The sequence below is a fragment of the Streptomyces sp. GL_148 genome (assembly GCF_057834205.1).
In genome coordinates this window covers 686,864-708,398 of the sequence record NZ_CM174396.1, presented here as the reverse complement: position 1 = coordinate 708,398, position 21,535 = coordinate 686,864, and the positions used below count along the sequence as shown (strand labels likewise).

Below are 21,535 nucleotides of genomic sequence, written 5' to 3'. Positions count from 1 at the left end.
CAAGATGATCGGGAGTGCGACGCGAACGTCGCCAAAAGGCAAATTTTACCATCGGGGTTACGGGGCCACCGGCCCCAGTTCCCCGGCCCGCACCCGGTCCAGATGGGCGGTGACCTCAGCCGTCGCCCGCCCGAACCAGTCGGCGATGACGGCGATCTCGTCCGGGGTGTATTCGGCGAACACCGCGCCGAGCCGGGCGTAGAAGGGCTCGTAGACGGCGAAGATCCGCGCGGCGGCGGCCGGGTCCGCGACGACCCGCACCCGGCGCCGGTCGGCGGGATCGGGCTGCCGGCTCGCGTACCCGGCACGCTCGAGACGGTTGAGCACCCCGGTCACCGCGCCGGTGGTGAGGTTGGTCAGCTCGGCGAGGTCGCCCGCGCCGAGCGGGTCCTGACCGGCGCCCAGGATGTGGCCGAGGCAGGTCAGGTCGGTGACGTTCAGCCCCAGGAGCTGCGCCACCTCCTGCTGGCCGACGATGCCGAGGGCGACGTACCGGTCCATGCGCGTCAGCGCCTCCTGGACCGTGGCCGCGGGACGGGGCTTGCCGTGCACGCGGTTACTCCTTAGCATCTAAGTTACTTAGCTCGTGAGATAAATGGCTTTCTCGGTAAGAGAACGCCATTCGAGCCTACTGAACCGACGAAGCAGGGGAGAACGATGAGCGCTCACGGCCACGTGGACCTCGGCCACACCGTGGCGGGCTGGACCGGCACGGCGATCGCCCTGGTGGGAAGCACGGCGGCGGGTGCGGCCCTGTGCGCCTCCTGGACCCCCGGCGTCTGGATCGGCCTGGGGGTCGTCGTCGCGGCGGGCATCACCACCTGGCTGCTGCACCTGGCCGGCTGGGGCAAGCCCAGCGGGCCGCGGCCGGAGAGTCAATGGGACTGGCGGGTCCGCGACACCGTCGCGCACACCGGCCACGCCGACTGCCTCGGCTGCCGGCTCAGCGGGCCGCGGCGAGGTGTCGCAGCAGCCCCTGGGCCTCGATCCGCCGCGTCGTTGCCCGCTGCGGATAGCAGCGCATGAACATCCGGGTGAAGTGTTCCCCGTAGTGGATCACCGCGGGCCCCGTGCCGCCGTCCCCGTCCTGCTGGGACCGTGCCGGATCGAGGGGGCGGATCCGGGCGCCGAAGCGCGGCTCGTGGAAGTAGGCGAGGGCGTACCGCTCCCGGTCCGCGAGCCGCACCCGGTGCGGGGTGGACAGCAGGGCGCCGCCGGTCATGAACTGGAGGATGTCCCCGGGGAACACCGTGAGCACCCGCGCCACGGGCCGTACGAGGGTCCAGCCGGGCCGGTGCTCGGCGAAGCCCGCCGTGCTCTCGCCCGGCAGCCAGTTGCGCGGGCGCTCCTCGCCCGCCACCGGAGGCCGCACGAAGAGCCCGCCCACCTCGTCCTGGGCGGCGATCACGAGGAGCCCGTAGTCGGTGTGGGCGCCGATCCCGCGCTCCGCGGTCCGCTCCGCGGCGGGGAAGCGCAGCACCCGCATGTGGTGCCAGCCGCCGCGCGTCAGTCCCGCGAGCCGGTCGATGCCCGCCGGTCCGAGGCCGAGCCCGAGGGCCACGAGCCGCAGCAGCCGCTCGCCGAGCCCGCCGACACCCGCCAGGTAGGCCTCCATGGCCGCGCGGTAGTCGGGGTCCGGCCAGGGGACCGGTCCGTGGCAGGGCAGGCCGGCGGCCGCGTCGTCGGGGATGTCGGGGGTGATGGTGAAGATCTCCGAGGCGTCCGGCCGGCCTGCCGTCACCTCCTCACCCGAGGCGATGTACCCGCTGTACGAGGTGTCGTTGACGCACGCGGCCTTCTCCGCCGCGGGCCGGGCGAAGAACCGCCGGCTCGCCGCCAGCGCGGCCCGTGTGCGGGCCTCCTGCCGCCCGTCGGCGGCCACTTGGAAGATCCCGTCGCGCTGCCAGGCGCGGATCATCGCCCCGCCGAGCATGATGTCCGCCGCCGTTCCCGTGATCCGAGCCGGCACCCGGAACGTCGCGAGCTCGCCCATGTCCGTCCCCTTTCGAAGACTCCTTCGGAGCGCCCCGCCGAGAGCCCCTCTCAGGGCCCGTGCGAAGGCCTGCTCCCCCGTTTCACGGACGGGGCGGAGAAAAGTTCGAATATCCGGAAGCACCCCGGTTGGCCGCGCTTGGCGTGTGCTCGAGCCGATCAATGGGCAGGATCGGGTCCGGCCGCGTGTGCGGCCGGTGGAACGTTGTGAAGGATCAGTACAGATGGCAACTGGCACCGTGAAGTGGTTCAACTCGGAGAAGGGCTTCGGCTTCATCCAGCAGGACGACGGCGGCCCCGACGTGTTCGTGCACTTCTCCGCCATTCAGACCACCGGCTTCAAGGAGCTGGCGGAGGGCGCGAAGGTCGAGTACGACGTGACGCAGGGGCCGAAGGGACCCCAGGCGGAGCAGGTGGTCACCATCGGCTAGCACCGCTTCACGAGCCCAGCCCGTGACGGGGCCCCGCCGGATCTTCCGGCGGGGCTCCCGCACGTCGGGGGCGGACGGGTAGCGTGGGCCGGATGATGACCGGCACGCCGGACACCCGGCTGATCGTGCTGCGCGGCAACTCCGCCGCGGGCAAGTCCTCCGTCGCGGAGGGCATCCGCGACCGCCACGGGCGGGGCCTCGCGCTCGTGGGCCAGGACAACCTGCGCCGTGTCGTCCTGCGCGAGCGGGACACCCCCGGCGCGGCGAACATCGGGCTCATCGGCAGCGTGGCGCGCTACGCGCTGGACCACGGCTTCCACGTGATCGTCGAGGGGATCCTCTACGCGGACCGCTACGGTCCCATGCTCGACGCCCTGCGCCGGGCCCACCGCGGGCCGACGCACTTCTACTACCTCGACGTGCCCTTCGAGGAGACCCTGCGACGGCACGCGGGCAAGCCGCATGCGGGGGAGTACGGCGAGGCCGAGATGCGCGAGTGGTACCGGCCCCTCGACCTGCTGTCCGGCGACTGGGAGAGCGTCATCGAGGCGGAGCACTCGCTGGAGGACACCATCACCCGGGTCATGGCCGAGACCGGGCTGGCGGCGGAGGGGTCGTCGTGACCGCATCGAACACCTCTTCGCCCGTCATCCTGCTGGGGCGACGTGGGAGTACCGCCCGCCTCACGGACGGGGCGCTGGTGCTGCGTTCCCGGCGCGAGACCCGGCGGATACCCCTGGCGGCGATCGAGCGAATAGACCTTCCGTCCGCCGCGGAACGGGAGCTGGTGGTCGTTCTCGCCGGCCCGGCCGACGGCACGGAGCCGCCGTCCTCGCACTCCTCGTACAGGGTGACCGGCCGCAACGCGCCGGCGGTGCGTGCGTTCGCGGAGGAAGTGCGCCGCGCGCTGCCACCCCGGAAGGCCGAAGTGCTGCCCGGGGCAGGGGAGGTGAACGTGGAGCGGCACGCCTCCGACTGGCATCCGTGGATGCTGCCCCTGGCCGGGCTGGTGGGCGTCTGCTACGTCGCGGGGATCGTGCTGTTGCTGGTGCTGCCGGCGTCGGACCGTGCATCCGCGATGCCCACGGACGAGGCGGTGGCGTTCTGGGTCTTCGCGCCGGTGATGGCGGCGGTCGGACTGGCCTGCCTGCTGATGGGCTGGATGGGGGCCCGGCAATGGTGGATCCTGCGTACCCGGGGCGTCACGGTGGAGGGCAGCCTGTGGCTCCGTACCCGGGACGACGAGGGCGCCGCCGAGACGATCTACGAGTTCACCGCTGCGGATGGCACCACACACCGGAGGACGACCGCCGGGTCGGGGCCGGAGCGGATCGACATCACCTACGATCCGCGGAATCCGGAGCTGAACACGGAGCCGGACTTCACCTCCACGGTCTTCCTGCCGATCGTCCTGGCCGCCATCGGGCTGGGGACCGGTGCGGCAGCCGTGTTCTTCTGGGTCCGTTCCGGGGGCGAACTGATCGGCCGGGCGTTCTGAACCCGACGGGCGGCCGCGACCCGGACGTGGGACGGACCGCTCCGGCCGCGGGAGGTCATCCCGCCCGGTGCAGGGCTACGAGGAGGGTCCAGATCCGGTCCGCCAGCCCGGCCGGGTCCGCCAGGTCGGCGGGGAGAGCGCCGTGCAGCCAGTCCGCGAGCACGGCGGTGAAGGTGGCGGCCACGGCCGAAGCGACCAGTTCAGGGCGCGGCGCGCCCACCGCGGAGCGTTCGGCGCGGCTGCGCTCGCGCAGCTCCCGGTACAGGCGTTCGCCGAGCGGGCCGCCGCCGCCCGGCAGGAGCAGGGTGCGGTAGAGCGGGGCCCGGTCGGCCGCGCCGCCGAGGAAGGTGGCCAGCGCGCCCGGGGGGCCGGCCGGTGGAGGCGCCGCCGGGGCCGTCTGCCAGGCGTGCAGGGCGTCGACCGCCGCGTGCACGACGTCGGCGCACGCGTCCACCGCGAGCGCGGTGAGGTCCTCGTAGTGCAGGTAGAACGTGGCCCGGCCGACGCCCGCCCGGCGGACCACCGCCGAGACGCTGACCTCGGCGAGGGGCCGGTCCGCGCACTCGGCGAGGAGGCCCTCGCGCAGCCGGGCCTTGGTGCGGGCGGTGCGGGGGTCGGTACGGGAGGTCATCCGGCGAGCAGGGCCGCGCCCAGGGCGAGGGCGCCGGGCAGGGCCTGGGCGAAGAGGATGCGGCGGTTGGCGGTCGCGGCCCCGTAGACCCCGGCGACGATCACGCAGACGAGGAAGAAGATCTGTGTGGCGAGCGAGTCGATGACGAGGGACCAGACCAGGCCGGCGGCGAGGAATCCGTTGTAGAGGCCCTGGTTGGCGGCGAGCGGGGCGGTCAGGCGGGCCGTGTCGGCGTCGAAGCCGGACAGGGCGCGGCCGGGCGGCCGCTGCCACAGGAACATCTCCAGGACCAGGAAGTACGCGTGCAGTGCGGCGACGAGGCCGATGAGGATCGTTGCGACCGTCTGCACGGCCACCTCCCTGGGGGGCGGGGTGAGTGGAGGGCGGTCCCTCCGACTTCCTGGACAACTGTACAGGAAGTCCGGTCGCGGCCGACGGTCCGCGGCGCGGCTACGCTGACCGCATGACTGTGCACGTATATGAAGACTTCGCCCCCGGACGCCACCGCGAGGCCACGCTGATCCGGCACGCCCTCGGCAGCGTGCACGAAGAGGCCCTGGTCGCGGGCCTGGCGGGCGGTATCGGCTTCATGTACTTCGTGTTCGAGTACGCCGGCCGGCCGCCGATGCCGACGATCGTCGCCCAGGCCCACCCCGACCCCTGGGTCCAGGTCGCCCTCGGACGCCTGCGCATCCCGTACGAGGCCACGCGCAGCGCCAAGCCCCGCTGGAACCGGGTCGAGGCCGCACTCGACGCCGGGGCCCCGGTGTTCTGCACCGTCGACCGGTCGGCCCTGCCCTGGCACGGGCCCGCGCCGATGGACGAACTGGCCGCGGCCGATCCGTACGTGGTGGCCGTGGTCGGCTACGACGGGGACACCTACTTCGTCGACGACCCGGCGGCCGGTCTGGACGGGGCCGGGGGTGCGTACGCGATCGGCCGGGAGGAGTTCGGTGCGGCCTGGTCCGGGCACAAGAAGGGCCGCCACCAGATGGTGGTGACCACCGGGAAGCCCGCCGGAGAGCCCGACCTGGACGCGGCGATCGCCGCCACGGTCTCCCGTCTCACCGGGCCGGTGCTCGGCAACCACTTCGACGTCAACTTCGGCTTCTCCGGCATGGAGAAGTTCGCCGCGCAGCTGCGCGACACCGGCACCAAGACCGGCTGGGAGCGCCGCTTCGCCACGCCCGAGGCCTTCGCGCTGGGTACGCAGCGGCTGTACGCCTGCCTGGAGGAGGAGTGGACCGCGCCGGGCGCCACCCGGCCGCTGTACGCGGACTTCCTGGACCTCGCCGGGCACGGGGAGGCGGGAGCGCTCTTCCGCGACTCCGGGCGGCAGTGGTCGCGGCTCGCGGAGCTGGCCCGTACGGCTGACCCCGAGACGGACGCCGCGGGGCGGCGGGAGCTCTTCGACGCCTGCGCCGGGCTCGTGGACGGCGCCCTGGTGCTGGAGCGGCGGGCGGTCGCACTGCTGCCGGAGGCCGCGCCCGGGGAGTGATGCGCCCGGGGGCCCGGGGCCGCGTCTCCCGCGGCTGGACCTGTACGAGGCCATCTTCCAGCGTCTGGGCGCGGCCACCCGGCACTGAGCCGGCGGGACCGCAGGCCCTGCGCTCAGACTTCCTCGACCCTGACCGCCGGCACCGGGCGGGCGCGCACGGCCTCCCGCAGCAGTGGGCTGCCGCCGCCGTCCTCGCGGCCCGGAAGCACCGCGCCGAAGCCGGCCGGGAGTGCGGTGAGCTCGGCCGCGGCGCACGCTTGCAGGAGGGCACCACGAGGGCGGCCCGGCACAGGCAGTCACCCAGGCGCTCACGGGCTGCCGATCACGGCATGGCCGGCGACCTTCGGACAGCCGCACTGGCGTCTTACGCGGGAACGTCGCATGATCCCGCGTAGCTCGAGGGACAGGAGACATCGTGAAGGACCTCAAGTTTGAGCAGAAGGGCTCCCTGTCGCGCCTCGAGGCCGCCGATCAGCTCTCTGCGCTGGCGGAGGCGCTGAGGCAGGGCGGCAACGTCGAACTGGAATTCGGCTCCGGGACGCTGAGCCTGCAGGTCCCCGACGAAGTCAGCACGGAGATCGAGGTCGAGGTCGGCGACGGGCAGGTCGAGCTGGAGGTCGAACTCAAGTGGCCCACCGTGCAGCCCGAGGCCGCGCCGTCACGGGCGAAGCGGCCGGCCCGGACCAGGGGCAGGGCGGACCGGACGTCGTGACGTGCACGTTGCCGACGGCCGAGCGTGCCCGATGAACCCGACTGACCTGTCGTCATGACCGAGGTGGGTACGCATGGCCCGCAGCGCCGCCGATGACGCCGGGCGGCGCCGCCCCCGGCTCCCGCGACGCATCGGTACCTGGCCGGCCGTGGGAGTCACGGTGGCCGTCCTCGTCGCCGCCAACCTCGCCCTGAACCGCTGGTCGGGCCCGTGGGGCCTGGTGACGGCCGTCGTGGTCAGCGGCCTGCTCCTCGGCGTGGTCCGCTGGGCCGGCGGGACCCTCGCGGACGCGGGTCTGGCCCGGGGCACGCTGGCCCGCGGCGCCCGTTGGGCGCTGGTCCTGATCGGCCTGGTCGGCCTCGTCTACCTGGCCGGGGCCCTGCTGCCGGCCACCAGGGGCCTGTTCGAGGACCGGCGGTACGAGGCGATGGACGGGGGCGAGGTGATGCTCCGCGTGTTCGTCCTGGTGCCCGTCGGCACGGTACTGGTGGAGGAGATCGCCTTCCGCGGCGTGCTCTACGGCCTCGTGCGCCGAGCCCGCGGGGCGGTCCGGGCGACCGCCGTGTCGAGTCTGCTGTTCGGGCTGTGGCACGTGCTGCCGTCGCTGCACCTGGCGTCCGCGAAACCGGCCGTGAACTCGGTCGTCGGCGACTCCGGGCTCGGGGCCGTGCTGGCGGTGCTGGGGGCCGTGCTGTTCACGGCGGCGGCCGGCGTCCTGTTCTGCGAACTGCGCCGCCGCAGCGGCAGCCTGCTGGCTCCCATGGGCCTGCACTGGGCGGTCAACGCCTTCGGCTACCTCGTCGGGTACCTGCTGCGATGAACGGCGGCGGGGGCGGGATCAGTTCTGCGGCGAGACGATGTCCTTCAGCTCGTTCAGGTCCTGCGCGGTGAATCCGCCGGGCCGCATGATGTCGTTCCAGGCGTCGACGTACGCGGCCTTGTACGTGTGGCCGTGGCCGTCCGGTACGCCGGTCGAGAACGGCAGGTCGGCGGTGACCTGCCAGAAGGTCACGAACGGAATCCAGACCATGGCTTCGAGCACGTCCGAGCCGGGCCGCTCCCCGATCCAGTCGGGCTCGGTGAGAGCCAGGCTCGGGCTCCACCAGACGATCGGGTCGGACGGGTGCATGAGGTAGACCACCCGCGGGCCGTTCCACTGCCGGTCCTCCGGAGGGATCCCGGTGGCCGGGTCGTCGGTGAACCGGACGGTCCGCCCCTCCCGGTAGACGGGTTCGATCTCGGGACTGCCCGGGTCACGGTGGTCGCTGAACTCACGGAACAGCGTGTTGAAGTTGGGCGGCCCGACGAACACGGTGCCGGCGGTGCGGTTGCGCAGGTCGGCCTCCCCGCTGAAGGCCGTCTCGCCTCCGAACGACCCCAGGCTCTCACCGGCCACGAACAGGCGCGGGCGCTGGTCCGGGGGCAGCTTGGACCATTTGTCGTAGACCGCGTCGAAGAGATCGCGGCCGGCCTCGCGCGCCTTGGACTGGTCCACCAGGTACGACATCCACGACGGCAGGTAGGAGTACTGGATCGCCACGGTGGCCGCGTCCCCGTTGCCCAGGTACTCGAAGGAGTCCACAGCGGCGGGATCGACCCAGCCGCTGCCCGTGGTGGTCATCACGAGTAGGTTCTCGCGGGTGAAGCCACCCGCCCGTTCGAGGTCCGCGACCGCCCGGGACGCCCGGGTCTCCGTGTCGTCGGAGGTCTCCAGCCCGGCGTAGGCGCGGATGGGCTCCTGCGCCGTGCGGTGGGTGAACGCGCCGATCTCCTGGGCCGAGGGTCCGCCGTCGGCGAACGCCCGGCCCTGCCGGCCCAGGGAGTCCCAGGGCACGGTCGAGCCGGGCCCGCCCGAGCGCAGCGCCGACGTGGGCTGGTGCACGCCTTCCGGAGTCTCCGTGTCACGCAGCGAGAAGGCCTCGTTGGCCGCGGTGACGAAGCTGCTCAGCAGCAGCCCGGAGAACGCTGCCCACGCCAGGCCGGCCACCAGGAGCCAGCCGACCACCCGCGCCGCCCGCCTGCCGATCCAGCGATCGAGCAGGTCCGCGGCCCGGTGGTACAGGGCCCGGAGCCCCCGCCCGGCCAGGAGCAGGAGCAGGAAGACGACGGCGGCGACGAAGGGGCAGGCGACGGTGGCGAGGGCGTTGTAGTCGGTGACGCCCATGAGCCGGCGGATCTCGTGCTGCCAGTACTGGCCGAGCCCGAACGCGAGGCCGAAGAGCACGACCGCGGCGACGATCAGGACGAGCCACGACCGGCGCGAGGGACTGCGCGCGTCCCGGTCGGCGAAGGCGCGCCACACGTAGGCGGCGACCACGCCCAGCCCGTAGCCGATGGCGGCGCTGATGCCGCAGACCAGTCCCTGCAGTACGCCTCCGCGGGGAAGCAGCGACGGTGTGAAGGACAGACAGGCAAGCAGGAGCGCGCCCCAGCAGCCGGGCAGCGTCAGGCGGGGCAGCAGGCGGTGTGCGAGGGCCGGTCGCTCCTGTGCGGGAGAGACCGGCGGGTCCTGGCTCATGGCGTCCTCCACGGCCATCGTGCCCCTGCTCCTTCGGTCGTGCCATCCGGGGCTCGGGCCGTCATGTCGGGCCGGTGGGCGGGAGACCGTTCCCGTCGGTGCCGAGTGCGGTCCACTGTGCTCCGGTGCGCAGCCGGAAGGCGGCGACCGCGGCCTCCACGGTGGGGAAGAAGTGCCGGGGGTCGAGGGTCCGCGTGAGTTCGTAGGCCTCGATCTTCTGTCGCACCGGGTCCTTGAGTTCGGCGAACACGAGGTGTACGCCGTTCGCGTTGAGAGCCTCGTCGAGCTCTTCCAGGATGTCGGCGGCGGTGGTGTCCACGTCCGTCATCGGCTCCGCCGCGACCACGATCCAGCTCGGCCGCGGGTCCGCCCCGGCCAGCCGCCTGACCTCGTCCCGGAAGTTCTTGGCGTTGGCGAAGAAGAGCGGGGCGTCGAACCGGTAGATCACCAGGCCCGGCAACTGCTCGGCGTGCGGGTACGAGCGGATGTCGTGATAGCCCTCCAGACCCCGGACCCGCCCCAGCACGGTGTCGTACGGCCACCAGGCCCGCCGGAAGACGTTGAGTACGGACAGGGCCACGGCGATCGCGATGCCGGGCAGCACGCCGAGCAGGGCCACGCCGACGAAGGCCGCGAAGCAGAGCAGGAACTCCGCCCGGCGCTGGTGCCACAGCCGTACGGCTCCTGGTACGTCGGCCAGCGACAGCGACGCGGTGATGACCACGGCCGCGAGGGCCGGCTGGGGGAGGTCGCGGAACAGGCCCGGCACCACCACGAGCATGAGGATGATGAGCGCCGCCCCGACGACCCCGGTGAGCTGGCTCCGGGCGCCGGCCCGCTCCGCCACCGCCGTCCGGGACCCGCTGCTGCTGACGGGGAAGCCCTGGAAGAGGGCGGCCGCCAGGTTGGCCGCACCGACGCCCGCCATCTCCTGGTTGCCGCGGACCTCCTGGCCGGTGCGGGCCGCGAAGGCGGACGCGTTGGAGATCGTGTCGGCCAGCGACACCAGGGCGATGCCCAGCGCACCGCCGAGGAGCGGTGCGAGGTCGGCGAGCTCCACCCTGGGGAGCGTGAACGGCGGGAAGCCCTCGGGCAGTACGCCGACCAGGCCCACGCCGTGCTCGTCCAGGTCGAGGACGGCGGCCGCGGCGATCGCCAGGACCACCATCACCAGCACCGCGGGAACCTTCGGCAGGAAGCGCTGCAGGACCAGGATCAGAGCGATCCCGCCGAGGCCCACGGCGGCGGCGGCCGGTACCACCGCCCCGTCGGCGATCTTCCTCACGAGCCCGGCGCACTCGCCGATCAGGTTGTCCGCCTCGACCTTGAAGCCGAGCAGCTTGGGGAGCTGGCCGATGAGAATGGTCAGGGCCAGGCCGTTCATGTAGCCGATCATCGTCGGTTTGGAGATGAGGTCGGCGACGAAGCCGAGCTTCCCCACCGAGGCCAGGATCATGATGGCCGCCACCATGACCGCGAGCATCGACGCGAGCGCGACGGCCCGTTCGGGATCTCCGTCGGCCGCCACCAGGGGCAGCACGGTGGCGGCGATCATCGGGCCCAGGGAGGAGTCCGGGCCGAGCACCAGGATCCGGGAGGGCCCGAACACCGCGTACCCGAGCATGCAGAGGATCGTCGTGTAGAGGCCGGTGACGGCCGGCAGGCCCGCCAGCTCGGCGTAGGCCATGCCCTGCGGCACCAGCAGCGTGGTCAGGACGACACCTGCGACCAGGTCCTTGGGCAGCCACTCGCGCCGGTAGGACGACACCGCGCGGATCCCGGGAACTGCCCGGAAGCGGGAGAGCACCCCGTGCCCGTCGTGCCGGTTCGTCACGGGCCGGCCTTCCTCACGTAGTCCTCGACCGGCGGGCCACGAACTTGCCCAGCTCCCATACGAGCAGGAGGGCGACGGCGGCCAGCAGTGCCCAGCCGAACTGCCGCGCGTCGATCTCGGTCGTCCCGAGGATCCGCTGGAAGCCGTCCATCTGGGTGACGAGCACGGAGAGCACGAGCTGGGCCAAGGCCACCCAGTTCATCTGCTTGCTGTCGAACGTCGAGGCCGTCAGCACGGATTCCGTCTCGCTGCGGCACTCGAACGCCGCCACGATCAGGCAGAGGGAGAAGGCCGTGAACGCGATCGACTGGCCCGCCGCGACGCTGTCGTAATGGCTCTGGCCGAGCCGGATCAGCCCGAGCAGGAGAACGGTGATCGCCAGCCCGCCCAGCCCGACCGTGATGAGCACGGGCCGCGTGAGCACCGATTCCCCGCGCGGGCGCGGCCTGCGCCGCATGAGGCCGGCGCTTTCGCGGTCGAAGCCGAGCGCGAAGCCGAACGAGGCGTTGACGACGAAGTGGATCCACAGCACCTGCGGAGGGGTGAAGGGCTCACCCGCGGCGATGTTGAAGACGGTGGCCCCGAGGAACGTCAGCACGAACGTGACCAGCAGGAGCAGCACGAACCGGATGTACTTGGTGAGGTTGTCGTAGATCGTCCGGCCCTGCTCGACGGCGTAGACGATCGTGGCGAAGTTGTCGTCGGAGAGGATCATGCGTCCGGCGTTCTTCGCCACGTCCGTGCCGCTGCCCATGGCGATGCCGATGTCGGCGGCCTTGATGGCGGGCGCGTCGTTGACGCCGTCCCCGGTCATCGCCACGACCTCGCCCTTCTTCTTGAGCGTGTTCGCGAGCAGCACCTTGTGCTCCGGGGCGACCCGCCCCACCACTCCGATCCCCTCGATGCGGGCGAGCTGCTCCTCCTCGCTCATGGCGGCGAATTCGGAGCCGAGCACGGCCTCGCCGGGGATCCCGATCTGCCGGGCGATCGCCGCCCCGGTCGTGACGTCGTCGCCGGTCACCAGGCGGACCCGGATGTGCGCCGCCTGTGCGTCGGCCACTGCGGCCCCGGCCTCCTCACGGGGCGGGTCGACCATGCCGACGAGACTGGTCATCCGCAGTTCGGTGACGTACGCGAGCAGGTCGCCCTCCGGGTCGAAGCCGTCCGGGTCCAGGTCACGCGTGGCCGCGGCCATCACCCGCCGCCCCTCGCCGCCCATCCGCTCGTTCTGCGCCTCGGCACGGCGGACCAGGTCGGTGTCCCACGGGACGGTCTCGCCCGCCGCGAGCGCGGTGGCGGCCCGCCCCATCACCGCGGGGGCCGCCCCTTTGACGAAGCAGCGCACGACCTGCCGCCCGGAGGCGTCGACGGCCGAGTGGAAGGTGGCCATCAGCTTGTACTCGGGGTCGAACGGCAGCGTGGCGAGCCGGGGGAGGGCGTCCCTGGTGGCGTCGGTGTCCAGGCCGGCCTTGTGCGCGAGCACCAGCAGTGCCCCTTCGGTCGGATCGCCCACCACCTCGCCGCCCACCAGCTTGGCGTCGCTGGCCACCACGTACGGCAGGATCGCGTCCTCGATCCCCGCGGCGGACCCGGCGGCGTGGTGGATCTTGCCCTCCAGGCCGTAGCCCGTGCCCGACACCGTGTACCGGTCGGTGGGGCTCAGCACTTCGACGGCGGTCATCTGGTTCATCGTCAGGGTGCCGGTCTTGTCCGAGTTGATGGCCGACGTGAACGCCAGCGTCTCCACCGACGGCAGTTCCTTGACGATGGCGTTCCGCTTCGCCAGGTTCAGGCTCCCGACGGACAGGATCGCCTGCGTCACGGTCGGCAGGGCCTCGGGAATGGCCGCGATGGCCAGCGAGACCGCGCTGACGAACAGGACGTCCCAGGCCTGGTCCCGCTGCCGCCCCAGGGCGAACATCACGATCATGGTGAGGCCCGCCGCCCCCGTGATCCACAGGGTCAGCCGGTCGAGCTCCCTGGTCAGCGGCGGCACTTCCCTCTCGGTGGCCGACAGCATGCCGGAGATCTTGCCGAGCTCGGTGTCCGCACCGGTCGCCGTGACGATCATGACACCGCTGCCATGGGTGACCGGGGTGTTCATGAACGCGGTGTTGGTCTGGTCGCCGGGCGACCTCGCGCCGGCCGGCAGCGGGCCGGTCTCCTTCGCGGCGGGAACGCTCTCACCGGTCAGCGCCGACTCGTCGATCTGCAGGGCGCTGGCCTCGACGAGACGTCCGTCCGCCGGTACCTGGTCCCCGGCGGAGATGAGCACGACATCTCCGTCCACGAGCTGCTCGGAGGGGATCTCGGCCTCCCTGCCGTCCCTGCGCACCCGGGCCGTCGCCTTCATCATCGACTTCAGCGCGTTCATGGCGCTCTCGGCCTTGCCCTCCTGGCGCAGGCCCACCACCGCGTTCAGCAGCGTCAGTACGATCAACAGGATCGCGGTGGTCCACTCCTGGATGACCAGCGAGACGATCGCCGCCGCAACCAGGACGATCTGCATGTAACTGCGGTACTGGGCGAGGAAGCGGCGCCAGGCCGGGGGCCGCTCCTCCTCGGGCAGGGCGTTCGGGCCGTGCGCGGCCAGGAGCTCCGCGGCCCGCGCCGCCGACAGGCCGGCCGCGGGATCGACGCCGAACGCCGCCATGACCTCCTCGGGGGAGCGTGCGTACCAGCCGTCCCCGGCATCCCCGGGCTGTTCCGCGAGGGAATCCGACTGCACCGTCATGGTTGTGCCTCCGATCCGGGGCCGCGGACGCATCCGGGCCCGCCGCTCGCCGTCCGAGGGCCGCTAGCCACGCTTCTTCTTCGGCTTGCTGCTCGGCTTGCCGTGCCGGGCGGTGTACGGATCGGCCTCGGCTCCGGCCGGAGCCTCCCGCTCCAGGCTCCGCTTCGTGACCAGGAGATCCTTGCGGGCCTCCTCGCCCACATCGGGGTACTGCGGATCGATGTCCATCAGGGTGTGCGCGAGGACCGCCGCGGCGCAGATCCGTGCGAACCACTTCCGGTCCGCCGGCACGACGTACCACGGCGCCCACTTCGTGCTCGTGGCCGACAGCATCTCGGAGAACGCCTCCTGGTAGTCGTCCCACCGGCGCCGCTCCCGGACGTCGGCGGCGGAGAACTTCCAGTTCTTCTCCGGCAGGTCGATCCGTTTCAGGAAGCGGGTGCGCTGCTCCTCCTTGGACAGGTTCAGGAAGATCTTGACCACCTTGAACCCGTTGTCCGTGAGGTAATGCTCCCAGCGGTTGATCTCCCGGTAGCGCCGGTCCCAGATGCCCGGCCCGAGCACGTCCTGCGGCAGCTTCTGCCGCAGGAGGACTTCGGGGTGGACCCGTACGACGAGGACCTCCTCGTAGTGCGAGCGGTTGAAGATGGCGATCTCGCCGCGCTGGGGCAGTCGCCGGCCGTAACGCCACAGGTAGTCGTGGTCGAGCTCCTCGGAGGACGGCACCTTGAAGCTGCTGACCCGAACGCCCTGGGGGTTGACGCCGCTCATCACGTGCCGGATCGTCCCGTCCTTGCCCCCGGCGTCGAGCGCCTGGAGGCAGAGCACCACGCCGTACGTGTCCTGGGCCGCCAGCCGCTCCTGGTACTCGGCGAGCAGCGACACCCCGGTCCGCAGCAGTTCGGTCCCGTCCCGCTTCTTCATGCCGGCCTTGTAGCGGGGATCGAAGTCCCGTCCCAGACGCACCTTCGACCCTGGTCGCACTCGTAGCGGCTCGATGAAGTCCGCGATGCGTTCGGCTCTGCGGTCGGACATCAGCGCTCGTCCCTTCCCCGGCCCCCGGCGGTCACGGCCCGTCCCCCGCTGTGTCCGGGGTGCTTCCGGTGGCGGCGGCGAGCGCCTTCCGGGACCGGCGTTCCGCCAGGATCGGGACGTACTTCCTGACCCTGGCCTGCCGGAACGCGTCGTACGCGGCCTCGACCGTCGCCTCCACGGTGTCCGCGTCGACCGACGGGTAGGCCACCTTCAGCCGGGCCGCGGTCATCCGGACGGACACGAGCTCCTCCGGGGTGGGTGACCGCTCTTCCGTCGTCCGCGCCCCGGGATCCTCCCGGGCGGGCGGGGACCCGGTCCGTTCCGCGCCCTGGAGCGTTGTAGGTGCCATATCCCACGACCTTCGGATCGCCGATCCGCGCATGCCGACATCGGGTGAGGGTGTACGTCATGGCGATTCTCTGCCAAACGGGACAAGATCGCCCACTGGGTGCACGGCTGCGGGGCGCCCTGCCGTGAGTGTGGCGGCGTTCGAGCCCGAAGCGCGTAAGCCACCACAACCGATCCACCCGACCAACCGCCGCCAAGGCCGCATGGGTCGGCATGGGCCCTGGCAAAGCCGGCCCCGCCTGGCCATACGTGGGAAACGCCGACCGCCCGTGGAGGCGTGCTCAGAGGTGGGCGTCGAGGAACACCCGGAACTCCTCGGCCGTCATCGTGCCGGTCCGGGTGGCCACCGGTTCGCCGCCGGCGATGAGGACGGCCGTCGGGGCCACCGTCACCTCGTACCGCTTGGTCTGCGCAGGACAGCGGGTGATGTCCACGCGCACCGCCGTCAGCCGGGTCCCGTACTCCTGCGCCAGATCGGCGACGACCGCGTCCATCGCGCGGCAGGGCCCCAGGGCCTTGGGCCAGCTCCCGCAGAAGTAGGCGAGCACCGGCCCGTCCGTCATGCCGACGATGAAGTCGAACTCCTGGTCCTCCAGTGGCTGGTGTACCCGACGTGCCATGGATGGTGCTCCGCTTCGTGTGCCGTGCGATCCGAACGGCTCCCATCATCGCCGCTCGGCCCACCGGGGCGTTGTCAGTGCCGTCTGTGAAGCTGACCGGTATGGACGACAGGATGCTCCGGCGCCGGGTCTACGGCGCCGACCACGACGACCCCGACCCGGGTCCGCTCCCGGGGCACGCCTACGGAGAGCTCGTGGGCGGTCCCCTCGACGGACTGCTGCTCGACATCACGGGCTGGAGCGGCGCGCAGCTCGCCGAAGAGGCCCGGCTCCCCACGGAGATAGGGCGGTACGGGCCCGGCGGCCGGGCTCACTACCGCCGCCGCGCCGCCGATCCCGGTCACTGGGACTGGACCGGCGACAGCCGCTGACGCCGGGGCGGAGGGGTACCGGGGCAGCCCCGTCGGTGTGCCGGGCCATCGGGTGCCGGGCCGTCGGGCAGCCGTGTCCGGGCCTGTCCGGGTGGCCTCAGCCCGCCGCGTTCCGGCCGACCTTGCGGGCCCAGAGCACCAGCGGGACCTGGAGGGGAAGCCGGGCCAGCGCCACGGTCCGCAGGGCGGGGGAGCGGTGGCGGGCGTCGGCGGCCATCTTGACGTTGGCGGGGAACACGCCGACGAAGAACGCCGCCGTCGCCAGCGCCGCGACCCGTCGGGTGCGCGGGTGGGCCACCCCGGCCGCGAGCGCGAGCTCCACCACGCCGCTCGCGTACGTCCACTGGCGCGGGCTGCCGGGCAGTGAGCGCGGCACGGTCGCGTCGAACTGCTTGGGGGCGACCGCGTGCGCCACTGCCGCGCCCGCCAGCAGGCCGGCGAGCAGGAGCGGGGAGGAAGGTGTGCGCGGCATCGGGGATCCTCTCGGAGGGGCCTGGGGCCCGGCGATCCTACTCGCCGGTAGCCCGGCGGGGGCCGGCGCCCGGAATCCGTGCCGCCGAGCGCGCCCCGAAAATCTCCGAAGATTTTTCCGGGAAGCTGTCGATCCCGGCGTCTCCCGTTCGACGCAGGGGTGAGAGGCGGGGAACACCCCCGTCCTCCACCACCGAGGAGTCACCATGCCGCGCTTCCTTTCGCTCATCCGCATCGACGAGCAGAGCCTCACCCCCGACACCCCCTTCCCGGCCGACTTCAACGACCGCATGGGCGCGCTCATGGAGGAGATCACCAAGGCCGGGGTCATGCTCGACACCGCCGGCCTGCTCCCCACCTCCGAAGGCACCCGGGTCACCTGGTCCGGTGGGAAGCTCAGCTACACCGACGGGCCCTTCACCGAGACCAAGGAGGTCGTCGGCGGGTACGCCCTCATGCAGTGCAAGGACAAGGACGAGGCGCTGGAGTGGACCAAGCGCTTCCTGGAGATCCACCCCGAGAACTGGACGGTCGGCGCCGAGCTCCGTCAGCTCGACGGAAGCTGACGGCCGGCGCCGCGCCGCGCCATCCCGCGCCGTTTGCCCTGCCTCGTCACGGCTGCTCTGATGGGTAGCCGTGACGGCAGTGAGTACGACCCGAGCGGTCGAAGCGGTGTTCAGGATCGAGTCCGCGCGGATCATCGCGGGCGTCGCCCGGATCGTGCGCGACCTCGGCATCGCCGAGGAGATCACCCAGGACGCGCTCGTCGCGGCGCTGGAGCAGTGGCCGGCCTCCGGGGTGCCCGACAAGCCGGGGGCCTGGCTGATGGCCACCGCCAAACACCGGGCCATCGACCTCGTCCGCCGCAAGGAGACCTACGCGCGCAAGCTCGCCGAGGTGGGCCGCGCCCTGGAGGACGTCCCGCCGCCCGAGGAGGAGGGCGCGCTCGCGGACCCCGAGTCCATCGACGACGACCTGCTGCGGCTGATCTTCACCGCCTGCCACCCCGTACTCGCCACCGATGCCCGGATCGCCCTGACCCTGCGGCTGATGGGCGGCCTGACGACCCAGGAGATCGCCCGCGCCTTCCTCTGCCCCGAACCGACGGTCGCCCAGCGGATCGTCCGGGCGAAGCGGGCGCTCGCGAAGGCGGCAGTGCCCTTCGAGGTCCCGTACGGAGCCGACCGCGAAGAGCGCCTCGCCTCCGTCCTGGAGGTCATCTACCTCGTCTTCAACGAGGGCTACTCGGCCACGGCCGGCGACGACCTCGTCCGCCCCGCCCTGTGCGAGGACGCCCTGCGCCTCGCCCGGGTCCTGGCCGGCCTGATGCCCAAGGAACCCGAAGTGCACGGCCTGGCGGCGCTGCTGGAGTTCCAGGCCTCGCGGATCGCCACTCGCACCGGACCGGACGGGGAGCCGGTGCTCCTGGCCGACCAGAACCGGTCCAAGTGGAACCGCCTGCTGATCCGTCGCGGCGTCGAAGCCCTGCACCGGGCGGGCGTCGGACCCTACTCGCTCCAGGCCGCCATCGCCGGCTGTCACGCCGACGCCGTCCGCTACGAGGACACCGACTGGCCCACGATCGCCGCCCTCTACGGACGGCTCGTCCTGCTGATCCCGTCACCGGTGATCGAGCTCAACCGGGCCGTCGCCGTCTCGATGGCCGAGGGCCCGGCGGCGGCGCTCCCCCTGGTCGACGCCCTGACGGCGGAACCGGCCCTGCGCTCCTACCATTTGCTGCCGAGCGTACGGGGCGACCTGCTGGAGCGGCTCGGCCGCCCGGCGGAGGCCCGGGCGGAGTTCGAACGCGCCGCCTCGCTCACGCGCAACGCCCGGGAACAGGCCCTGCTGCGCGCCCGCGCGGCCCGCCTCTGAGACCCGCCGCCGTCAGCCGCGACCCGGGTCAGACGCGAGCCGGATCAGACGCGACCCGGATCAGCCGCGGCGGGCGAACGCCGCCACGTCGAGCGGGGTCGGCTCGGGCCTGCGCGGCGGGGTCAGCGCGATGGGGCGGCGGAGCGAGCCGTGGCGGGCGATCTCCCGGACCGTCTCGCGCAGGGCCTCCAGGAAGCCGCCCATGGTGCGGCGGGCGGCGGGGGTGTCCGAGTAGATCGAGTTCATGTGCAGCCCGTCCGCGTCCCGCTGGAACCAGGAGCAGGCGCCGTTCGCCTGGGCCGACCACACGTGGGAGGTGGGCCGCCAGTCCTCGTGCCGCTCGGCGCCCGGGCACTTGCGCATGTCGATGTACGAGAAGAAGTTCACCGGGTACGGCCAGGAGCGGGCGGCGAACTCGCGGGGCGCGAGCAGCTCCCAGGCCCGGACGAACGGTACGTCGATATGGCCGATCATCTCGTTGAAGCCGGCCCGTACCGAGGACATGACCTGCTCGAAGTCCCGGCCCGGCGAGGCGTCGAACTCGATGGGCATGGTGTTCACGAACCAGCCCACCGAGTTGCCCCACCCCGCCCGGCCGCGCTCGCTCACCGGCATGAACCCCCGGTAGACCCCCGGCCCGCCCGCCTCGCGCAGGCAGACCGCGACGGCGGCGAGTACGCCCATGAACGGCTTGCCGTCCACCGCCAGGCAGGCCTTCTCGAAGACCTCCGCCTCGGCGTCGTCCAGCAGCGGGGAGGCCTCGTTCACGATCGAGTACATCCGGCCCGGTTCGACACCCAGTTCGAGGGGGAAGCGCGGGAAGAACTCGCCACCGCCGCTCGCCATGAACTCCTTCCAGTAGCCGAGCCGTTCGTCGTCCGCCTCGATGGAGAGGTAGCGGGAGCGCTGCTCCTCGGCGAAGTCGAGATAGCTCGGCGCGGGCGCCGGGTCGGGCAACTCACCGCGGCACAGGGCCTCGTAGCCGCTCTCGACCTCCTGGACCACGATCGGCATCGACATGCCGTCGCAGACGATGTGGTCGAAGGCCAGGTAGACGGTCGCCGAATCCTCGCGCAGTACGGCGCCCATCGTGAACAGCGGCCAGGACAGCGTGTCGATGCTCCGCTTGAACCGCTCCACCAGGAAGCCGGTCAGTTCCTCGGTGCGGTCGAAGCCGGCGACCTGGACGGCGTCCAGGGTCAGTTCGGCGGCGGGGATCGGAGCGCAGGCCAACTCTCCTGCCAGGCGCCGGAATTCGCAGCGCAGTACTTCGTGGCGGCGTACGAACGCCAGCAGGGAGCCGGTCAGGGCCTCCTCGTCGAGCGGGCCCGCGACCTCGAAGGTGACGGCGATCCACGACGCGGTCGGATCGTCGGCCGCGCGGCTCTCCTCGGCGACGGTGAAGTGCTTGTCCTGGTTGAAGGAGGCCCTCCTGTCCGCCGCGCCGTCCGGGCCGGGGGACTGCACCCCGGCCGTGGACCGCAACCGCCACTCGACGACCCGGCCGGGTGCCATGTGGTGCATCTCCAGAGGAAACTGCCGCATTCCGTCATCCCTTCGACCCCCGAGTCAACCCCGAGCGCCTAACGACACCCGGGCCACGGAAGTGACGCGCGCCAGGAGGTTCACCGGGAGGCGCGCCGCGCGGACCGGGGGCACGTGCCCGGCGCCCGGTTCGGCCGGCCGGTGCCAGCCGGGTTCACCGCAGGCGGCGCAGGAGGGCGCGCAACCCCCTCGGGCGCGGGGCCTCCTGCGCATCGGGGAGACCGGGCGCACTGGGGAGACCGGGCGCACCGGGGAAAGCGGGCGCATCGGGGAGCCCGGGGTCGTCCGGGCCGATGCTCTCGTCTACGGCGTCCGCGAGGCGGGTCAGGAACGCGCGGAACTCGGCCTCGTCGTACGGGCGCCATCCCGGATACGGCTCGAACGTCGAGGCGAGCACCTCGTCGGAGGCGACGGCCGCGCGCAGGCCCGCCGCCTGCCGGCGCAGCGGTTCGTCGCTGATGGGGCTCAACCGCAGAGCGACGGCGTAGTGCCGGACCAGATCGTCGTCGAGCGCCGAACCGTCGCTGTGGAACATCGCGTTGTACAGAATGCCGTTGACCAGACAGGTCACCCACGGCTCGACCGCCATCTCAAAACCCTTCTCTCTCCCGGCCCGCACTCTGGCAGACTCGGCCCATGTCCACCGATCCCGTCGTCGTCTGCGAGGTCCCCGACGGCCTCGGTCTCATAGAAGTCACCGGGGACGACGGCGCCAGCCTGCTTCTCCTCGGGGGCCGGCCCGTCCTCCTGGAGGGTAACGACTGCTGCGGCAGCATCGGCTGGCTGGCCTCGCGCGCCACCGGCACGGACGCTCCCACCACGGCGGAGGCCAAGGCGCTCACCGCATGGCTGGCCGCCCCGGAGCTCGCCGTCGATCCGCTCACCGGGAGCTTCCTGCCGCCCGACCCGGAGCTGCTGCGGCCCCTGCTCCGCCTCCTCACCCCGGGCCGTTACACGATGACCGCCGCCCCGGCCCCACACCTGCTGCGCCTGGTCCACCCGCGCTCCGGGCACATCGAGAGCTGGTATCCGGAAGAGGAGCTCACCCTCCTCACCACCGACCGCTGGCCGCCGCCCGACAGGGACGCCGTACGCGAGTACGTGCGGCGGATCCGGGCAGGAGCCCGGCCCGCGCTGGTGGCCCTGAGCCCCGCCGAGGACTCCATCGCCGCCTACCTCCTGGACGGCCACCACAAACTGGAGGCCTACCACCAGGCCGGGATCCAGCCCTTGATCATCAGCCTGACTCCGGTCGACCCAATGCCTTTCCGGCTCCAGGACTGCGAACCCGTCCGCGAGGTCTTCCCCGGAGAGCCCCTGATCCGGATGTTCCGCTACATCCGCGAGGACGCGGACGAGGCGGCCCGGAAGCGACGCACGGGCTGAACGGGGCCCCGGGGAGACCGAACCGGGATCCCCGGG

Annotated in this window: 25 protein-coding genes; 11 read left to right on the top strand and 14 right to left on the bottom strand. The window is 72.2% G+C overall.

The window, feature by feature from the left end:
• Positions 1 to 57: 57 nt before the first annotated feature.
• Positions 58 to 552, bottom strand: coding sequence for a MarR family transcriptional regulator (locus AC3IYI_RS03190; RefSeq protein ID WP_489408746.1), 495 nt, complete (start codon positions 550 to 552; stop codon positions 58 to 60).
• 105 nt (positions 553 to 657) lie between these two features.
• On the opposite strand from AC3IYI_RS03190, the gene AC3IYI_RS03185 reads away from it, so the two are divergent.
• On the top strand, positions 658 to 1,026 hold the full coding sequence (locus AC3IYI_RS03185) for an HGxxPAAW family protein (protein WP_489408745.1): 369 nt from the start codon (positions 658 to 660) through the stop codon (positions 1,024 to 1,026).
• Here the strand turns inward: AC3IYI_RS03185 and AC3IYI_RS03180 are convergent.
• Positions 944 to 1,993: a 2-oxoglutarate and iron-dependent oxygenase domain-containing protein gene (locus AC3IYI_RS03180; protein WP_489408744.1), complete on the bottom strand. Its 1,050-nt coding sequence runs from the start codon at positions 1,991 to 1,993 to the stop codon at positions 944 to 946. The two genes, AC3IYI_RS03185 and AC3IYI_RS03180, sit on opposite strands and share 83 nt — an antisense overlap.
• Before the next feature lie 223 nt (positions 1,994 to 2,216).
• Between AC3IYI_RS03180 and AC3IYI_RS03175 the strand changes: the two genes are divergently transcribed.
• The 3 genes from AC3IYI_RS03175 (at position 2,217) to AC3IYI_RS03165 (ending at position 3,921) form a co-directional block, all read left to right on the top strand.
• Complete coding sequence (locus AC3IYI_RS03175) at positions 2,217 to 2,423, top strand: cold-shock protein (protein ID WP_030231294.1); 207 nt, start codon at positions 2,217 to 2,219, stop codon at positions 2,421 to 2,423.
• Positions 2,424 to 2,518: 95 nt separating this feature from the next.
• On the top strand, positions 2,519 to 3,046 hold the full coding sequence (locus AC3IYI_RS03170) for an AAA family ATPase (RefSeq protein WP_489411863.1): 528 nt from the start codon (positions 2,519 to 2,521) through the stop codon (positions 3,044 to 3,046).
• Positions 3,043 to 3,921: a DUF3592 domain-containing protein gene (locus AC3IYI_RS03165; RefSeq protein WP_489408743.1), complete on the top strand. Its 879-nt coding sequence runs from the start codon at positions 3,043 to 3,045 to the stop codon at positions 3,919 to 3,921. The genes AC3IYI_RS03170 and AC3IYI_RS03165 overlap by 4 nt, the downstream gene beginning before the upstream one ends.
• Positions 3,922 to 3,976: 55 nt before the next feature.
• Here the strand turns inward: AC3IYI_RS03165 and AC3IYI_RS03160 are convergent, their stop codons facing one another.
• Entirely contained in the window at positions 3,977 to 4,552 is a 576-nt protein-coding gene (locus tag AC3IYI_RS03160; RefSeq protein ID WP_489408742.1) for a TetR/AcrR family transcriptional regulator, read from the bottom strand.
• Positions 4,549 to 4,902, bottom strand: coding sequence for a DUF1304 domain-containing protein (locus tag AC3IYI_RS03155; protein ID WP_243340461.1), 354 nt, complete (start codon positions 4,900 to 4,902; stop codon positions 4,549 to 4,551). Before AC3IYI_RS03155 ends, AC3IYI_RS03160 begins: the two co-directional genes overlap by 4 nt.
• 113 nt (positions 4,903 to 5,015) lie before the next feature.
• Here AC3IYI_RS03155 and AC3IYI_RS03150 point away from each other — a divergent pair, with 113 nt between their 5' ends.
• The gene (locus AC3IYI_RS03150) at positions 5,016 to 6,050 is read left to right on the top strand and encodes a BtrH N-terminal domain-containing protein (protein WP_489408741.1); all 1,035 of its coding nucleotides are present in this window, start codon (positions 5,016 to 5,018) and stop codon (positions 6,048 to 6,050) included.
• 113 nt (positions 6,051 to 6,163) lie between these two features.
• Here the strand turns inward: AC3IYI_RS03150 and AC3IYI_RS03145 are convergent, their stop codons facing one another.
• A complete protein-coding gene (locus tag AC3IYI_RS03145; RefSeq protein ID WP_489408740.1) occupies positions 6,164 to 6,340 on the bottom strand; it encodes a hypothetical protein in 177 nt (58 codons plus the stop codon).
• Positions 6,341 to 6,465: 125 nt separating this feature from the next.
• Here AC3IYI_RS03145 and AC3IYI_RS03140 point away from each other — a divergent pair, with 125 nt between their 5' ends.
• Together AC3IYI_RS03140 and AC3IYI_RS03135 are read left to right on the top strand one after the other, a co-directional pair.
• Positions 6,466 to 6,762, top strand: coding sequence for an amphi-Trp domain-containing protein (locus AC3IYI_RS03140; protein ID WP_489408739.1), 297 nt, complete (start codon positions 6,466 to 6,468; stop codon positions 6,760 to 6,762).
• Between the two features lie 73 nt (positions 6,763 to 6,835).
• Positions 6,836 to 7,582: a CPBP family intramembrane glutamic endopeptidase gene (locus AC3IYI_RS03135; protein WP_489408738.1), complete on the top strand. Its 747-nt coding sequence runs from the start codon at positions 6,836 to 6,838 to the stop codon at positions 7,580 to 7,582.
• Positions 7,583 to 7,600: 18 nt separating this feature from the next.
• Here AC3IYI_RS03135 and AC3IYI_RS03130 read toward each other — a convergent pair whose 3' ends face one another.
• From AC3IYI_RS03130 to AC3IYI_RS03105, 6 genes are all read right to left on the bottom strand, one after another.
• A complete protein-coding gene (locus AC3IYI_RS03130) occupies positions 7,601 to 9,298 on the bottom strand; it encodes an alpha/beta hydrolase (protein WP_489408737.1) in 1,698 nt (565 codons plus the stop codon).
• Positions 9,299 to 9,341: 43 nt separating this feature from the next.
• Positions 9,342 to 11,114: a SulP family inorganic anion transporter gene (locus AC3IYI_RS03125; RefSeq protein WP_489408736.1), complete on the bottom strand. Its 1,773-nt coding sequence runs from the start codon at positions 11,112 to 11,114 to the stop codon at positions 9,342 to 9,344.
• Positions 11,115 to 11,127: 13 nt separating this feature from the next.
• Positions 11,128 to 13,848, bottom strand: coding sequence for a cation-translocating P-type ATPase (locus tag AC3IYI_RS03120; RefSeq protein WP_489408735.1), 2,721 nt, complete (start codon positions 13,846 to 13,848; stop codon positions 11,128 to 11,130).
• A 63-nt stretch (positions 13,849 to 13,911) separates the two neighbouring features.
• Positions 13,912 to 14,883 (bottom strand): polyphosphate kinase 2 family protein, encoded by a 972-nt coding sequence (locus tag AC3IYI_RS03115; protein WP_489408734.1) that lies wholly within the window; start codon positions 14,881 to 14,883, stop codon positions 13,912 to 13,914.
• Between the two features lie 31 nt (positions 14,884 to 14,914).
• The gene (locus AC3IYI_RS03110) at positions 14,915 to 15,232 is read right to left on the bottom strand and encodes a three-helix bundle dimerization domain-containing protein (RefSeq protein WP_489408733.1); all 318 of its coding nucleotides are present in this window, start codon (positions 15,230 to 15,232) and stop codon (positions 14,915 to 14,917) included.
• 280 nt (positions 15,233 to 15,512) lie between these two features.
• The gene (locus tag AC3IYI_RS03105) at positions 15,513 to 15,851 is read right to left on the bottom strand and encodes a thioredoxin family protein (RefSeq protein ID WP_489408732.1); all 339 of its coding nucleotides are present in this window, start codon (positions 15,849 to 15,851) and stop codon (positions 15,513 to 15,515) included.
• A gap of 101 nt (positions 15,852 to 15,952) precedes the next feature.
• Between AC3IYI_RS03105 and AC3IYI_RS03100 the strand changes: the two genes are divergently transcribed.
• Positions 15,953 to 16,222 carry a hypothetical protein gene (locus AC3IYI_RS03100; protein ID WP_489408731.1) on the top strand — a complete coding sequence of 90 codons (270 nt, stop codon included), beginning with the start codon at positions 15,953 to 15,955 and terminating at the stop codon, positions 16,220 to 16,222.
• Positions 16,223 to 16,319: 97 nt separating this feature from the next.
• Here the strand turns inward: AC3IYI_RS03100 and AC3IYI_RS03095 are convergent, their stop codons facing one another.
• Positions 16,320 to 16,694, bottom strand: a complete 375-nt coding sequence (locus AC3IYI_RS03095) for a DoxX family protein (protein ID WP_489408730.1) — start codon at positions 16,692 to 16,694, stop codon at positions 16,320 to 16,322.
• A gap of 205 nt (positions 16,695 to 16,899) precedes the next feature.
• On the opposite strand from AC3IYI_RS03095, the gene AC3IYI_RS03090 reads away from it, so the two are divergent.
• Together AC3IYI_RS03090 and AC3IYI_RS03085 are read left to right on the top strand one after the other, a co-directional pair.
• A complete protein-coding gene (locus AC3IYI_RS03090) occupies positions 16,900 to 17,259 on the top strand; it encodes a YciI family protein (protein ID WP_389436669.1) in 360 nt (119 codons plus the stop codon).
• Between the two features lie 79 nt (positions 17,260 to 17,338).
• Complete coding sequence (locus AC3IYI_RS03085; protein ID WP_489408729.1) at positions 17,339 to 18,568, top strand: RNA polymerase sigma factor; 1,230 nt, start codon at positions 17,339 to 17,341, stop codon at positions 18,566 to 18,568.
• Between the two features lie 60 nt (positions 18,569 to 18,628).
• Here the strand turns inward: AC3IYI_RS03085 and AC3IYI_RS03080 are convergent, their stop codons facing one another.
• Together AC3IYI_RS03080 and AC3IYI_RS03075 are read right to left on the bottom strand one after the other, a co-directional pair.
• Entirely contained in the window at positions 18,629 to 20,113 is a 1,485-nt protein-coding gene (locus AC3IYI_RS03080) for a condensation domain-containing protein (RefSeq protein ID WP_489408728.1), read from the bottom strand.
• Positions 20,114 to 20,267: 154 nt separating this feature from the next.
• Positions 20,268 to 20,702 carry a hypothetical protein gene (locus AC3IYI_RS03075; RefSeq protein WP_489408727.1) on the bottom strand — a complete coding sequence of 145 codons (435 nt, stop codon included), beginning with the start codon at positions 20,700 to 20,702 and terminating at the stop codon, positions 20,268 to 20,270.
• 47 nt (positions 20,703 to 20,749) lie between these two features.
• On the opposite strand from AC3IYI_RS03075, the gene AC3IYI_RS03070 reads away from it, so the two are divergent.
• A complete protein-coding gene (locus AC3IYI_RS03070) occupies positions 20,750 to 21,499 on the top strand; it encodes a hypothetical protein (protein ID WP_489408726.1) in 750 nt (249 codons plus the stop codon).
• The last annotated feature ends 36 nt before the right edge of the window (positions 21,500 to 21,535 follow it).